Annotated in this window: 15 protein-coding genes; 5 read left to right on the top strand and 10 right to left on the bottom strand. The window is 68.0% G+C overall.

The features are described 5' to 3' along the window. The first annotated feature begins 30 nt into the window (after window positions 1-30). Together U9J39_RS07010 and U9J39_RS07005 are read left to right on the top strand one after the other, a co-directional pair. On the top strand, window positions 31-1,227 hold the full coding sequence (locus U9J39_RS07010) for a serine hydrolase domain-containing protein (RefSeq protein WP_326346813.1): 1,197 nt from the start codon (window positions 31-33) through the stop codon (window positions 1,225-1,227). Between the two features lie 22 nt (window positions 1,228-1,249). Beyond that, a complete protein-coding gene (locus U9J39_RS07005) occupies window positions 1,250-2,455 on the top strand; it encodes an MFS transporter (RefSeq protein WP_326346812.1) in 1,206 nt (401 codons plus the stop codon). A 17-nt stretch (window positions 2,456-2,472) separates the two neighbouring features. On the opposite strand, the gene U9J39_RS07000 is transcribed toward U9J39_RS07005, so the two are convergent. Continuing rightward, complete coding sequence (locus U9J39_RS07000; RefSeq protein WP_442784889.1) at window positions 2,473-3,354, bottom strand: ferritin-like domain-containing protein; 882 nt, start codon at window positions 3,352-3,354, stop codon at window positions 2,473-2,475. Window positions 3,355-3,487: 133 nt separating this feature from the next. Between U9J39_RS07000 and U9J39_RS06995 the strand changes: the two genes are divergently transcribed. The 3 genes from U9J39_RS06995 (at window position 3,488) to U9J39_RS06985 (ending at window position 5,629) form a co-directional block, all read left to right on the top strand. After that, window positions 3,488-4,012: a gamma carbonic anhydrase family protein gene (locus U9J39_RS06995; RefSeq protein WP_115679927.1), complete on the top strand. Its 525-nt coding sequence runs from the start codon at window positions 3,488-3,490 to the stop codon at window positions 4,010-4,012. Between the two features lie 37 nt (window positions 4,013-4,049). Further along, entirely contained in the window at window positions 4,050-5,051 is a 1,002-nt protein-coding gene (hslO, locus tag U9J39_RS06990; protein ID WP_326346810.1) for an Hsp33 family molecular chaperone HslO, read from the top strand. 155 nt (window positions 5,052-5,206) lie between these two features. Continuing rightward, window positions 5,207-5,629, top strand: coding sequence for a hypothetical protein (locus U9J39_RS06985; RefSeq protein WP_115679925.1), 423 nt, complete (start codon window positions 5,207-5,209; stop codon window positions 5,627-5,629). 60 nt (window positions 5,630-5,689) lie between these two features. Here U9J39_RS06985 and ftsB read toward each other — a convergent pair whose 3' ends face one another. The 9 genes from ftsB to U9J39_RS06940 all read right to left on the bottom strand — a co-directional run bounded on the left by ftsB (window position 5,690) and on the right by U9J39_RS06940 (window position 14,306). Continuing rightward, on the bottom strand, window positions 5,690-6,031 hold the full coding sequence (gene ftsB / locus U9J39_RS06980) for a cell division protein FtsB (protein ID WP_018006885.1): 342 nt from the start codon (window positions 6,029-6,031) through the stop codon (window positions 5,690-5,692). 167 nt (window positions 6,032-6,198) lie between these two features. Next, window positions 6,199-7,488 carry a phosphopyruvate hydratase gene (gene eno, locus U9J39_RS06975; protein ID WP_115679924.1) on the bottom strand — a complete coding sequence of 430 codons (1,290 nt, stop codon included), beginning with the start codon at window positions 7,486-7,488 and terminating at the stop codon, window positions 6,199-6,201. A gap of 117 nt (window positions 7,489-7,605) precedes the next feature. Next, the gene (locus tag U9J39_RS06970) at window positions 7,606-7,899 is read right to left on the bottom strand and encodes a DUF1330 domain-containing protein (RefSeq protein ID WP_062798027.1); all 294 of its coding nucleotides are present in this window, start codon (window positions 7,897-7,899) and stop codon (window positions 7,606-7,608) included. 91 nt (window positions 7,900-7,990) lie between these two features. After that, the gene (kdsA, locus tag U9J39_RS06965; protein WP_111519668.1) at window positions 7,991-8,860 is read right to left on the bottom strand and encodes a 3-deoxy-8-phosphooctulonate synthase; all 870 of its coding nucleotides are present in this window, start codon (window positions 8,858-8,860) and stop codon (window positions 7,991-7,993) included. Window positions 8,861-8,887: 27 nt separating this feature from the next. Continuing rightward, entirely contained in the window at window positions 8,888-10,540 is a 1,653-nt protein-coding gene (locus U9J39_RS06960) for a CTP synthase (protein ID WP_115708937.1), read from the bottom strand. A gap of 139 nt (window positions 10,541-10,679) precedes the next feature. Then, window positions 10,680-11,486, bottom strand: a complete 807-nt coding sequence (locus U9J39_RS06955) for an alpha/beta fold hydrolase (RefSeq protein ID WP_326346809.1) — start codon at window positions 11,484-11,486, stop codon at window positions 10,680-10,682. Between the two features lie 11 nt (window positions 11,487-11,497). Continuing rightward, the gene (locus U9J39_RS06950) at window positions 11,498-12,319 is read right to left on the bottom strand and encodes a peptidase (protein ID WP_115708933.1); all 822 of its coding nucleotides are present in this window, start codon (window positions 12,317-12,319) and stop codon (window positions 11,498-11,500) included. Between the two features lie 114 nt (window positions 12,320-12,433). Continuing rightward, complete coding sequence (locus tag U9J39_RS06945) at window positions 12,434-13,273, bottom strand: transglutaminase family protein (protein ID WP_172581730.1); 840 nt, start codon at window positions 13,271-13,273, stop codon at window positions 12,434-12,436. A gap of 43 nt (window positions 13,274-13,316) precedes the next feature. Continuing rightward, window positions 13,317-14,306: an alpha-E domain-containing protein gene (locus tag U9J39_RS06940; RefSeq protein WP_115708929.1), complete on the bottom strand. Its 990-nt coding sequence runs from the start codon at window positions 14,304-14,306 to the stop codon at window positions 13,317-13,319.

Genomic DNA, 14,306 nt, shown 5'->3' with positions numbered 1-14,306 from the left:
GCGGGTCGCTCATTGAACAAGGATCTCGCCGTGTCCCTCCCCGCGATTGCACCGCGCCCAGTTGTGTCCCATGTATCCCCCCTGAATGAGCGCATCGACGCCGTGGTCCGGCAGGCGCTGGAACAACGGCGACTGGTCGGCGCCGTCGTGCTGGTCAGCCGTGACGGCGAACTGGTCCACCAGCAGGCGGCGGGCCTGGCCGATCGCGAAAGCGGACAGCCGATGCGCGGCGATGCCGTCTTCCGGCTGGCTTCGGTAAGCAAGCCGATCATCTCCGTGGCGGCAATGGTGCTGTTGGCACAAGGCCGTCTTGATCTTGACCAGGATATCGACCGTTGGCTGCCAGAATTCCGCCCGCGCCTGGCCGATGGCCGACCGGCGCGTATCACCGCGCGGCAGCTGCTCAGCCATACCGCGGGGCTGGGCTATCGCTTCTTCGAGTCCGGCGCAGACGGACCCTATGCCCGCGCCGGCGTCTCCGACGGCATGGACGACACCGCCATCAGCCTGGCCGAGAACCTGCGGCGCATCGCCAGCGTGCCCTTGCTGTACCAACCGGGCAGCGCATGGGGCTACTCGCTCGCGACCGACGTGCTGGGCGCGCTGATCGAGCGCGTCCATGGCGCGCCGCTCGACACCGCCGTGCGGCAGCTGGTCACCGGCCCGCTGGGCATGACCGACACCGGCTTCGTGGCACGCGATGCGCGCCGCGTGCCGACCCCGTACGTGAACGACAACCCGCACCCGCACCGCCTGCGCGAAGGCGAACTCGTGCCCGTGATCGCAGGCACGGTTGGCATTCCCTACAGCCCCTCCCGCGTCTTCAATGCGCGGGCCTTCCCGTCCGGCGGCGCCGGCATGGCGGGCACGGCGCAAGACTTCCTGCGCCTGCTGGAGACCTTGCGCCAGGGCGGCGGCACGTTGCTGCCCGGTTCGCTGGTCGAGGACATGGCGCGCGACCAGACCGGCGGCCTGGACCTGCCCGATGCGCCGGGAACCGGCTTCGGACTGGGCTTCTCGGTGCTGCGCGATCCGCGCCGGGCGGGTTCCCCGGAATCCGCCGGCACCTGGCGCTGGGGCGGGGCCTACGGCCACGCCTGGTTCGTCGACCGCAGCCAGGGACTGAGCGTGGTGGCGTTCACCAACACGCTGTACGAAGGCATGTCCGGCCGCTTTGTCACCGACCTGCGCGACGCGGTCTACGGTGTCGCCCCCGCTGCCGCGTAACCATCCACGCAACGCATCCACCATGACCACAGCCACCAACACGCTTGCAAACGATGCACAGCAGGGCGCGCAGCCTGCGCGGCTGCCGCTTCCGGCACTGCTTGCGTTTGCCGTCGCAGGCTTCATCACCGTCCTGACCGAGGCCTTGCCGGCAGGACTGCTGCCGCAGATCGGCGCGGGCCTTGCCATCTCCGAGCCGCTTGCCGGCCAGCTCGTCACGATCTACGCCTTCGGTTCACTGGTGGCCGCCATGCCGCTGACGGCGGCCACGCAAGGGCTGCGGCGACGGCCGCTGCTACTGCTTGCGATCGCGGGCTTTGCCGTCGCCAACGCCGTGACGGCCTGGTCCGGCGACTATGTCCTGACGATGGCTGCGCGCTTTCTTGCGGGGGTCTCGGCCGGCCTGCTGTGGGCGCTGCTGGCCGGCTATGCCGCGCGCATGGTTCCCGATCACATGAAGGGCCGCGCCATTGCCGTCGCCATGGTTGGCATACCCCTGGCCTTGTCGCTGGGTGTGCCATCCGGGACCTTCCTCGGTGCCATCATGGGCTGGCGGGCATGCTTCGGCATCATCAGCGCGATGACGTTGGGCCTGATTGCCTGGGTGCTGGCCAGCGTGCCGGATTTTGCCGGCCAGCCTGCCGGCCAGCGGCTGCCGCTCCGGCGCGTGTTCACGCTGCCGGGCGTACGTCCCGTGCTGTTCGTGACGCTCAGCTTCGTGCTGGCGCACAACGTCCTCTACACCTATATCGCGCCGTTCCTGCGCGCGGCAAACGCCGGGGCACGGCTGGATCTTGTCCTGTTCGTATTCGGCGTGGCCTCGCTCGGTGGCATCTGGATCACCGGCGTGCTGATCGACAAGTGGCTGCGGCGGCTGACGCTGGCCAGCACGCTGTTGTTCGGGCTTGCGGTGCTGGCGCTTGGGGCCGGCGGCGGGCACCCGGCCGTGGTCTATGCCGCGGCCGCGATCTGGGGCCTGGGCTTCGGCGGCGTCTCCACGCTGTTCCAGACGGCGCTGGCGGCGACCGCCGGCAAATCCTCGGACGTGGCGCAGTCGATGCTGGTCACGGCCTGGAACATCGCCATCGCCGGCGGCGGTGTCATCGGGGGGCTGCTACTCGATGGCTTCGGCATCGGCGCATTCCCGCCCGTGCTGGCTGCCCTGCTCGCCGCAACCTGGCTGGTGGTCTGGTCAGCGCGCAAGCATGGTTTCCCGTCGCAGCGCTGAATAGGTGGACGGCAGGCCTAGCCGGCGGCTGCCTCCAGCCACGCCAGCTCGTCCTCGTCAAAACCCGCGGCGCGGCGCGCCTCGAGGTTGAACGGGCCGCGCAGCTTCGGCGCACGGTACTGCTCGGCCAGTTGCGCATAAGTGGCCACGGGATCCAGCCCGCGCTGCGCGCACAGCCACCGGTACCAATGATTGCCGATGGCGACATGGCCGACCTCGTCGCGCAGGATGATGTCGATGATGGCCGCGGCGGCATGGTCGCCGGCGCCGGCCAGCCGCGCGCGCACCGGCGGCGACGCGTCGAGCCCGCGCGCCTCGAGCGTGCGCGGCACCAGCGCCATGCGCGCCAGTACGTCGCCGGCGGTCTTGTCGGTCATCTCCCACAGGCTGTTGTGGGCCGGGAAATCGCCGTAGGCGGCGCCGAGCGTGGCGAGATGGTCGGCCAGCAGCGTGAAGTGGTACGCCTCTTCATCGGCCACGCGCAGCCAGTCGCGGTAATACGCGGGCGGCATGCCGGCAAAGCGCCAGGCCGCGTCCAGCGCCAGGTTGATGGCATTGAACTCGATATGGCACAGCGCGTGGATCATCGCCGCGCGTCCGGCCGGGGTCTGCAGCGAGCGGCGCCGCTCGACGTGCTGGGGCGCCACCAGGGCCGGCCGCGCCGGTCGGCCAGGGATCGCGTGGGTGGCCCCGGCATGGATCGCCTCGCCCGCTTCCAGGGCGGCATCGGGCAACGTCATCACATGGCGATAAAGTGCGCGCGCCGCCACGGCCTTGTCGCGCGGATCCGTCAGGCACAGCACCGCCAGAGCTTGCCGGCGTGGTGAAGAAGACGGGTCAGGCGGCGCGGGGTCGGGTGTTTTTTCTGGCATGGGCGTAAAATCCGGGTCTGCCGCCATTGTAGGGCCTGGCCGGCGCCCGCCTCCCGCACCAGCGGCGAAGCCCAGGGCGCCGCTCCGTTTCCCGGCGCCGGCCCTTTAAAGTCCGGCGGCAACCCCCACTTCAACAAAAGCCATTCGTGCAGGAGACCTCATGGCGCTTTACCAGCTCGGCGACGTCAAGCCCAGTATCGACAGCGATGCCTACGTGGCCCCCGAAGCCACCATCATCGGCAACGTGACCCTCAAGTCCCGCGCCAGCGCCTGGCCCGGTGTCGTGATCCGCGGCGACAACGAGCCGATCGTGGTCGGCGCGGACACCAATATCCAGGAGGGTTCGGTGCTGCATACCGACCCGGGCTGCCCCCTCACCCTGGGCGACAAGGTCTCGATCGGCCACCAGGCCATGCTGCACGGCTGCACCGTGGGCGAAGGCTCGCTGATCGGGATCCAGGCCGTGGTGCTGAATCGTGCCGTGATCGGCAAGGAATGCCTGGTGGGCGCCGGCGCCGTGGTGACCGAAGGCAAGGTGTTCCCGGACCGCTCGCTGATCCTGGGCGCGCCGGCCAAGGTGGTGCGCCAGCTCACCGATGCAGACGTCGCCAACCTGTATCGCAACGCCGAGACCTACGCCACGCGGCAGGCCCTGTACAAGCAACAGCTCAAGCGGATCGGCTGACGACCGCCGAGCCTCTACCGAAACCCGACCGATTATTGTGACCGATACCACCACCCCCGACACCCTGCAGAAGTTCCTGTTCGACGCGGCCCCCGTGCGCGGCGAGCTGGTGCGCATGGAAGCCACCTGGCAAGAAGTGCTCGGCCGCCACAGCTACCCTGCCCCGGTGCGCCGGCTGCTGGGCGAGATGATGGCCGCCGCGGCGCTGCTGTCGGCCAACCTGAAGTTCAACGGGGCGCTGGTGATGCAGCTGCACGGCGACGGCCCGGTGCGCATGCTGGTGGTGGAATGCCTGTCCGATCTGTCGATGCGCGCCACCGCCAAGCTGGCCGAGGGCGCGCAGCTGGCCGACGATGCCACGCTGGCGCAGATGGTTAACGCCCACGGCCACGGCCGCTTTGCCATCACGCTGGACCCGAAGGACAAGCTGCCGGGCCAGCAGCCCTACCAGGGCATCGTGCCGCTGGCCGACGCCCACGGCCCGCTGGGCTCGATCAGCGCCGTGCTGGAGCACTACATGCAGGCCTCCGAGCAGCTCGACACGCGCCTGTGGCTGGCCGCCGACGACCATGTCGCCGCCGGCATGCTGCTGCAGAAGCTGCCGGCCTACGGCGGCACCGCCGAAGTCGGCGAGACCGGCGCGCCGCTGGCCAGCCATGCCAGGGCGCAGGACCTCGACACCTGGGACCGCGCGGTGCAGCTCGGCACCACGCTGAAGGCCGAAGAACTGCTGGCCGAGACGCCCGACACGCTGCTGCGCCGCCTGTTCTGGGAAGACCTGCAGGACACCGGCCTGCGGGTGTTTGAGCCGCTGACGCCGCATTTTTACTGCAGCTGCTCGCGCCCGAAGGTGGCCGGCATGCTGCAGTCGCTGGGCCAGGCCGAGATCGAAAGCATCATCGCCGAGCGCGGCCATGTCGAGATCCACTGCGATTTCTGCGGCCAGCGCTATGAGTTCGACCCGGTCGACTGCGCGCAGCTGTTCTCGCCCACGCCGGTCGCCACTGGCGCCGGCGCCGGCGCAAGCCAGCACCACTGATCCGCGCCCGGGCAGCGCCTGCGTGCGCTGCCGCACCAGAGCGGGCGATGCGGCCACCCGGCGGGCGGCGCAGCGGAAACATCGGCCCTGGCGCCGGGTCCAACGGCTGTACGATGGCAGCATGCCGCTGCCGAACCGCGAGCCCGAGAACCGCCATGTCCGCCCGAGCCAACCCTCCCCTGCCTGTCCCTGCATCGCGTACCCGTCATCCGCGGCGGGGCGCGGCCGCCTGCGCCGCGCTCGGCGCGCTGCTGCTGGCTGCCGGTTGCGTGCAGATCCCGCGCGATGCCAATGGTTCACCGCCTACCGCGCGGCTGGCACCCAACGCGTTACCGCCGGCACCGCTGAGCGCCGAAGACAGGCAGAAACTCGACGAGCTGAACCAGCAGGTGCTGCGCGACCAGGCCGCCGCGATCGCGCTGGACCAGCAGGCCGCGGCCGCGCGCGCGGCCTATGCCTATCCCAACACCAGCTGGAACCTGTTTTACGGCGGATGGGGTGGCGGCCACTGGGGCGGCGGCGTCAGCGTCGGCATGCCCGGCTGGGGCTGGGGCGGCTATCCGTACGGCTGGTGGTGAAGGAGCTGCGGCCGGCTTGAGGCAAGTTGAAGCAAGCCGCGGGCAGTCACGGTGAACGGCTTAGTGGCCGCCCCGGCCGGCGACCGAATTCGGCGGCGGCGGCAACGGCGGCGTGGCGCTGACCTTGGGCGCCGGCGCGACGAACTGCACGAAGACCTCGCCTTCGCGCACCATGCCCAGCTCATAGCGGGCGCGTTCCTCAATGGCGCCGGTGCCGTCCTGCAGGTCGGCGACTTCGCCTTCCAGCTTGGCGTTGCGCAGCTTGAGCGTCTGGTTGCGGGTACCCTGCTCGGTCAGCTGGCGGTTCAGGTCCCACACGCGCAGCCAGCCGCCCTTGCCAAGCCAGAGCGGATACTGGATGGCAAGCAGCAGCACGAACAACAGCAGCGAAATCAGGCGCATGAAAGATGGCGGACAGGAATTTCCGCACAATGATCTGCGAACTCCGCCTGGAAGGCAATTGCCAGGCAGATTTCGATACAAAAACGGCGGCGGCCGGGTAGTCCCGGCCGCCGCCATGCCATTCGCCCGCGGCCGCTCCCGCTGGCGCGGGAACGACGCGGCAAACCTCAGCGCAGGTTGTAGAACGCGCCCTTGCCCGGGTAGCTGGCGATATCGCCCAGGTCTTCCTCGATGCGCAGCAGCTGGTTGTACTTGGCCATGCGGTCCGAGCGCGACAGCGAGCCGGTCTTGATCTGCCCGGCGTTGGTGCCCACGGCGATGTCGGCGATGGTGCTGTCCTCGGTTTCGCCCGAGCGGTGCGAGATCACGGCGGTGTAGCCGGCGCGCTTGGCCATCTCGATGGCGGCGAAGGTCTCGGTCAGGGTGCCGATCTGGTTGATCTTGATCAGGATCGAGTTGCCGATGCCCTTCTCGATGCCTTCCTTCAGGATCTTGGTGTTGGTGACGAACAGGTCGTCGCCGACCAGCTGCACGCGCGAGCCGAGCTTGTCGGTCAGGGTCTTCCAGCCGTCCCAGTCGCCTTCGGCCATGCCGTCCTCGATCGACACGATCGGGAACTTGTCGCACAGGTTGGCCAGGTAGTCGGCGAACTGCGTCGAGCTCAGCTTCAGGCCTTCGCCTTCCAGCTGGTACACGGCTTCGCCTTCGTGATAGAACTCGCTGGCGGCGCAGTCCAGCGCCAGCAGCACGTCCTCGCCGGCGCGGTAGCCGGCCTTCTCGATGGCCTGCACGATGGTGTTCAGGCACTCCTCGTTGGACGAGAAGTTCGGGGCGAAGCCGCCTTCGTCGCCCACCGCGGTGGACATGCCCTTGTCGGCCAGGATCTTCTTCAGCGCGTGGAAAATCTCGGCGCCGCAGCGCAGCGCTTCGCGGAAGCTGGTCTGCGACACCGGCATGACCATGAATTCCTGGATGTCCAGGCTGTTGTTGGCATGCGCGCCGCCGTTGACGATGTTCATCATCGGCACCGGCAGCTGCATTGCGCCCGAACCGCCGAAGTAGCGGTACAGCGGCAGGCCGGCTTCTTCAGCGGCTGCCTTGGCGACAGCCATCGACACCGCCAGCATGGCGTTGGCGCCCAGGCGGCCCTTGTTCTCGGTGCCGTCGAGGTCGATCAGGGTGCGGTCCAGGAAGGCCTGCTCGGAGGCGTCCAGGCCCATGATGGCTTCGGAGATCTCGGTGTTGATATGCTCGACCGCCTTCAGCACGCCCTTGCCCAGGTAGCGGCCCTTGTCGCCGTCGCGCAGCTCGATGGCTTCGCGCGAACCGGTCGACGCGCCCGACGGCACCGCGGCGCGGCCCATCACGCCGGATTCCAGCAGCACGTCGCACTCGACGGTGGGATTGCCGCGCGAGTCGAGAACCTCGCGACCGATGATATCTACGATTGCACTCATGAATTCCTCTCTGACTGTTGATTCTTGCTGCTGCTGATCACTTCAACCTGCGCGCGTGTCAGGCGCATGTCATGGGCGCAAGCGCTGCGCCATGACGGCTGCCTGGCGCCTGCCGGCTCAGGCGGCGCCTTCGACCACGATCATATTCATCTTCGCCGCATGCTCGCGCGACTTGCGCGCGGCGCGGTAGGCCTCGCCATCGTGGAAGGCCTTGGCGGCGTCATAGCTGGGGAATTTCAGCACCACCACGCGCGTCGGCGCCCAGTCGCCCTCGAGCGGCTCGGTCTTGCCGCCGCGCACCAGCACCTCGGCGCCATGGATCTGCATGGCCTTGCTCGAAAGCACCTTGTATTCCTCGTACTGCTGGGGGTCGGTCACGTCGACGTAGGCGATGATAAAGCCCGCGGCCATGGGGAATCTCCCGATTTTTTGTATTGTCTTTCGATATGGTTTGTCACCGCCGGCATCCGCGACCGGCGCGGCGGCGACAAACGGGACGGGCTCAGGCGCAGGCCGGCCAGCCGAAGTTGTCTTCCAGGAAGCCGGCGCGCTTGACCAGCGTGTCGAGCTCCTTGAGCACGGACAGCAGCTCCTTCATGCGCGACAGCGGCACCGCGTTGGGGCCATCGGACATGGCCTTGCTCGGGTCCGGATGCGTCTCCATGAACAGGCCAGCCACGCCGGTGGCGACCGCCGCACGCGACAGCACCGGCACGAACTCGCGCTGGCCGCCCGAGCTGGTGCCCTGGCCGCCCGGCAGCTGCACCGAGTGGGTGGCGTCGAACACCACCGGGGCGCCGGTCTCGCGCATGATCGCCAGCGAGCGCATGTCGGACACCAGGTTGTTGTAGCCGAACGAGACGCCACGCTCGCAGGCCATGAAGACGTCGTCGGGCAGACCGGCTTCGCGCGCGGCATCGCGCGCCTTGTCGATCACGTTCTTCATGTCGTGCGGCGCCAGGAACTGGCCCTTCTTGATATTCACCGGCTTGCCGCTCTGCGCGCAGGCACGGATGAAATCGGTCTGGCGGCACAGGAACGCGGGCGTCTGCAGCACGTCGACCACGGCGGCGACGGGCTTGATCTCGTCGATCTCATGGATGTCGGTCAGCACCGGCACGCCGATCTCGCGCTTGACGTGGGCCAGGATCTCGAGGCCCTTCTCCATGCCAAGGCCGCGGAACGACTTGCCGGAAGAGCGGTTGGCCTTGTCGAACGACGACTTGTAGATGAACGGGATGCCGAGCTCGGTGGTGATGGCCTTGAGCTCGCCCGCGGTATCCAGCGCCATCTGCTCGGACTCGATCACGCACGGACCGGCGATCAGGAAGAAAGGCTGGTCGAGGCCGGCCTCGAATCCACAGAGTTTCATGACTGTCTCTCCTGCTTGCGCCGGGCCTTACGCGCCCTTGCGCTGCTGGCTGGCCAGCGCGGCTTCGACGTAGGCCTTGAACAGCGGATGGCCGTCGCGCGGGGTCGAGGTGAATTCCGGGTGGAACTGCACGCCGACGAACCACGGGTGCATCGACTCGGGCAGTTCCATCATCTCGGGCAGGTTCTCGGTCGGCGTGCGCGCCGAGATCACCATGCCGGCCTTTTCCAGCGTCGGCACGTAGTGGTTGTTGACCTCGTAGCGGTGGCGGTGGCGCTCGTTGACCTCGGCGCCATAGATGGCGCGGGCCTTGGTGCCTTCCTTGACCGGCACGCGCTGCGCGCCCAGGCGCATGGTGCCGCCCAGGTCGGAATCGGCCGAGCGCTGCTCGACCTTGCCTTCGCGGTCGACCCACTCGGTGATCAGCGCGACCACCGGGTGCTCGGTTTCGAGGTTGAATTCGGTCGAGTTGGCATCGGCCATGCCGGCCAGGTGGCGCGCAAACTCGATCACCGCCAGCTGCATGCCCAGGCAGATGCCCAGGTAAGGGATCTTGTTCTCGCGGGCGTACTGGATCGCGCGGATCTTGCCTTCGGTGCCGCGCTTGCCGAAGCCGCCCGGCACCAGGATCGCGTCGAGCGGGGCCAGCACTTCGAGGTGGCCCGATTCCAGTTCCTCGGAATCGATGTACTCGATGTTGACGCGCGTGGCGGTGTGCATGCCGGCGTGGCGCAGCGCCTCGATCAGCGACTTGTACGACTCGGTCAGGTCGACGTACTTGCCGACCATGCCGATGGTGATTTCGTGCTCGGGATTTTCCTGGGCGTTGACCAGCTTCTGCCACATCGACAGGTCGGCCGGCTTGGGATCCAGGCGCAACTCCTCGCAGATCAGCCGGTCCAGGCCCTGCTCGTTGAGCATCTGCGGGATCTTGTAGATGCTGTCCGCATCCCACACCGAGATCACGGCATCCTGCGGGATATTGGCGAACAGCGAGATCTTGGCGCGCTCGTCGTCCGGGATCGGGCGGTCGGCACGGCACAGCAGCGCGGTCGGCGAGATGCCGATTTCGCGCAGCTTCTGCACCGAGTGCTGGGTCGGCTTGGTCTTCAGCTCGCCGGCGCTGGCAATGAACGGCACCAGCGTCAGGTGCACGAAGGCGCAGTGGTTGCGGCCCATGCGCAGGCTCATCTGGCGCGCGGCTTCCAGGAACGGCAGCGACTCGATGTCACCCACGGTGCCGCCGATTTCCACCAGCGCCACGTCGGCCTTGCCGTCGTGCGACGCGGCCGCGCCCTTCTCGACGAAGGCCTGGATCTCGTTGGTGATATGCGGGATCACCTGCACGGTCTTGCCCAGGTATTCGCCGCGGCGCTCCTTGCGGATCACCGATTCGTAGATCTGGCCGGTGGTGAAGTTGTTCGACTTGCGCATCTTGGCCGAGACGAAACGCTCGTAGTGGCCGAGATCGAGGTCGGTTTCCGCACCGTCTTCCGTGACAAACACCTCGCCATGCTGGAAAGGGCTCATCGTGCCGGGATCGACGTTGATGTAGGGATCGAGCTTGAGGAGGGTGACTTTGAGGCCGCGCGACTCAAGAATGGCCGCGAGCGAGGCAGCAGCGATGCCCTTGCCGAGAGAAGAGACGACGCCACCGGTGACGAAGACGAATTTGGTCATAAACCGAGCTTGCCGGGGAAATCGGGATTATACATGAGAGCCCGTTCCCCGCCGACCCGGAAATTGTGACAGCAGCCTGTCTCCGGCGTGCCGATTTCCAAGGCGCGGGCGCGCTGCGGCGCATGCGACGCACGCCGGCTCAGCGCCCCTGCTCGCGCATCGCGCCGATCAGTTCGCGCACCAGTTGCGCGGTCTGCCCGGGCCGCTCCATCGGGTACAGGTGGCCGCCTTCGATAAAGCGCAGGTTGGGCCCGACCAGCCGGCGCGTCGCTCCCAGGCCGCACTGGCGCACCTCGCGCGAGCGCGTGCCGGCGACAAAACCGACCGGCACCGGCGCGCCGCGCGCGACCTTGCGCCCGAGGCTGGTCGGCAGCGTGCGGTAGATCCAGTATTCGACCTCGCGGTCGAAGCGCAGCCGGCGCTCGTTGTCCTTGCCGGTGGGCTCGGTGCCGTGGATGGCGTAGTCGCGCAGCACCTCGTGGTCCCATACGGCGAAGTTGGGCTTGGCGCGGAAGTGTTCCCACACCGCCTCGGCGTCCGGCCAGTGCGTGCGCCGGTTCCTGGTCACCGCCGCCGGGCCCGGCTTTTCATCGATGCCCAGCATCTGGGCGGTCTTCAGCAGGGACGCGCGCCAGCCGGCGATGATCGGCGAGTCCAGCATGACCACGCCGCGCACCCGGTCCGGCCGGCGCAGCGCCGCCATCAGCGACAGGAAGCCGCCCAGCGAATGGCCCACCAGCCACACCGGCTCGCGGTACTGGCGGTCGATGTCGCCCAGCAACTCTTCCACCAGGTGCGGCCAGCCGCGTGTCACCGGGAATTCCGGCTTGTGCCCGTAGCGGTCCACGGCGCGGAACTCGAACTCGCCGTCCAGTTCGCCGAACAGCTTGCGATAGGTCGTCACCGGAAAGCCGTTGGCGTGGGAGAAATGGATGATCTCGCGCATGCCTGCCGCCCTCAGTCCGGCTTGCGCGGATGCACGCGCCGGGCCCGCACCGGCTGGGCCCAGCGGTCGGCCTCGCCGGAGCGCGCCAGCGAGAATTCCGCGGGCGCGGCCGGATCCCATTCCGGGTTGTGGATCTCGCCGAAGACCTGGCGCAGGCGATGGCCCCAGGTGTCGCGGATCATGCGGAAATAGGCGTTGCGCTCGTCGATGTTGACGAAGCGGGTCACCTGCAGCGAATCCGCCTCATAGACCAGCAGGTCCAGCGGCAGGCCCACCGAGATATTCGACTTCAGCGTCGAGTCCATCGAAATCAGCGCGCACTTGGCCCCTTCGGCCAGCGGCAGCGACGGGTGCACGACGCGGTCGACGATGGGCTTGCCGTACTTGGCCTCGCCGATCTGGAAGTAGCAGTTCTCGGGCGTGGCCTCGACGAAGTTGCCGGCCGCGTAGACATTGAACAGCCGCACCCGCTCGCCGCGCACCTGGCCGCCGAAGACCAGGCTGACATTGAACTCTATGCCGGCGTCGCGCAGCGCGTGGGCGTCGCGCCGGTGCACCTGGCGCACCGCCTCGCCGACGATCGAGGCGGCCTCGAACATGTCGCGCGCGGTCCATAGCGAACGCTTCTCGTCATGGTCCTCGATCAGGATCTGGCGCACCGACTGGCTGATGGCCAGGTTGCCGGCGGTCATCAGCACCATCACCCGGTCGCCGGGCTCCTCGAACACCGTCATCTTGCGCGCGGTGGATATGGCGTCTACTCCGGCATTGGTGCGGGAGTCGGACAGGAATACCAGGCCGGCATCCAGCCGCATGGCTACACAATACGTCATGATTTGTCTTGGTGTTCTTGGTGGCGGCCGGCATGGACCGGCAGTGGCCTGCATCACTCTGGATTCTAGCGCCCGTGCACCGGCACGGCGCCGCGTCTGGAAGCAAGCACCTAATCAGGTCGAAAGTGGCGTGATTGTTACATTGACTTCCAGCGTCTCGCCGGCGCCGCCGTCCAGGATGCCCCGCACTGGTGCCGCCGACGCGTAATCGCGCCCCACCGCCAGCCGGATATGGCGCTCGTCGGTCAGGCAGCCGTGCGTGATGTCGATGCTGCACCAGATTTCGCCGGCCGGGTCCAGGCACACGTCGGCCCAGGCGTGGCTGGCCAGTTCGGTGGCGGCCGGGTCGTAGAAATATCCGCTGACATAGCGCGCCGGAATGCCCAGCGCCCGGCACGCCGCCACCATCACCTGCGCCTGGTCCTGGCACACCCCGCTGCCCAGCGCGAAAGCCTCCGCCGCTGAAGTGCCGACATCGGTGGTGTTGGGCTTGTAGCGCACGCGCTCGCCGATGCCAAGCGCCAGCGCCAGCAGCGCATCGATGTCGTGCCCCGCCGCCAGGAACGGCGCGGCAAACGCCCGCATCGGCGCCGGCGCCGTGGTCAGCGGCGTGCTGCCGAGGAAGTACAGCGGCGAGACCCGCGCCTCACCGTCCGGCGGCGCATCGCAGAACGCATGGTGGCCGTCGCGGTCGAGCTCGCCGTGCGGCGGCAGCACTTCGACCTCGCCGCTGGCCTCGATGGCGATGGTGCTGGCGGGCCCGGCCACCGTGAAGTTGTGCACGATGTTGCCGAAGCCGTCGCGCGCCGCCGACGGGTTGCCGGGCGTCGACAGCTGCCAGTAGTCAACGGTCTGCAGCGGACCCGAGCGCGGCTGCAGCCGCACTTCGTGCACGCTGCGCCGCACCGGTTCGGTGTAGCGGTAGACGGTATGGTGGTGGATCTTGTATTTCACGGTATCAGGGCGCGGCGGCACGGGGGCTTGCCGGCTGCCCGGCTCAGGCCGCCTGCAGCGGCACCAGGAAGTCCCGGCTGATGCCGTTGCCGAGATCGCCGATGCGCTCCAGGAAGCTGGTCAGGTACGCATGCAGGCCGACGGCAAAGATATCGTCGATGCGCGCGTACTTCAGGTCGGCGTGGAGTTTACCAGCCTGGCGCTCGGTTTCCGCCGAATGCTGGTTGCGCACCGTATGCAGGATGGCCACCACCTCGTCCATGCTCGACACCAGCGAGCGCGGCATGTCGGGGCGCAGGATCAGCAGTTCGGCCACGCGCTGCGGCGTGATGACCGCGCGGTAGACCTTGCGGTAGACCTCGAAGCCCGACACCGAGCGCAGGATCGCCGCCCAGTGGTAGAAATCGTTGTGGGCGCCCGGGTCGGGATTGGCCTGGGCCTGCCCGCCATTCCCCCCCTCTGCGCCCTCCGCGCCGGACGACGCCTGGAACTTGACGTCGAGGATGCGCGCGGTATTGTCGGCGCGCTCCAGGAAAGTGCCCAGCCGCATGAAATGGAAGGCATCATCCTTGAGCATGGTGCCGAACTGCACCCCGCGCGCCAGGTGCGAGCGGAACTTGACCCATTCGAAGAAGCGCGCCGGATCTTCCTTGAGCACACCGTCGGCAATCAGGCGCTGCACCTCCAGCCAGGTGGTGTTGACGGTCTCCCAGACCTCGGTGGTGAGCGAGCCGCGCACCGCGCGCGCGTTCTCGCGCGCCGCGCGCAGGCAGCTCATGATCGACGAGGCATTGGTCATGTCGCGCACCATGAAATCGATCACATCGTCGCGAGACAGCAGGCCGTACTTGTGGTCGAAGACGTCGGTCAGCTCCGAGATATCGAGCATGGCCCACCAGCCCTGCTCGGCCACCTCGGCCGATTGCGGCAGCAGCGAGGTCTGGTAGTTGACGTCGAGCATGCGCGCGGTGTTCTCCGCGCGCTCGGTGTAGCGGGCCATCCAGAACAGGTGGTCGGCGGTGCGGCTCAGCAT

Origin of the sequence: Cupriavidus sp. SS-3, assembly GCF_035818815.1 — a bacterium.
GTDB classification, from domain to species: Bacteria; Pseudomonadota; Gammaproteobacteria; order Burkholderiales; family Burkholderiaceae; genus Cupriavidus; species Cupriavidus taiwanensis_C.
This window is presented reverse-complemented; position numbering and strand designations above follow the sequence as displayed.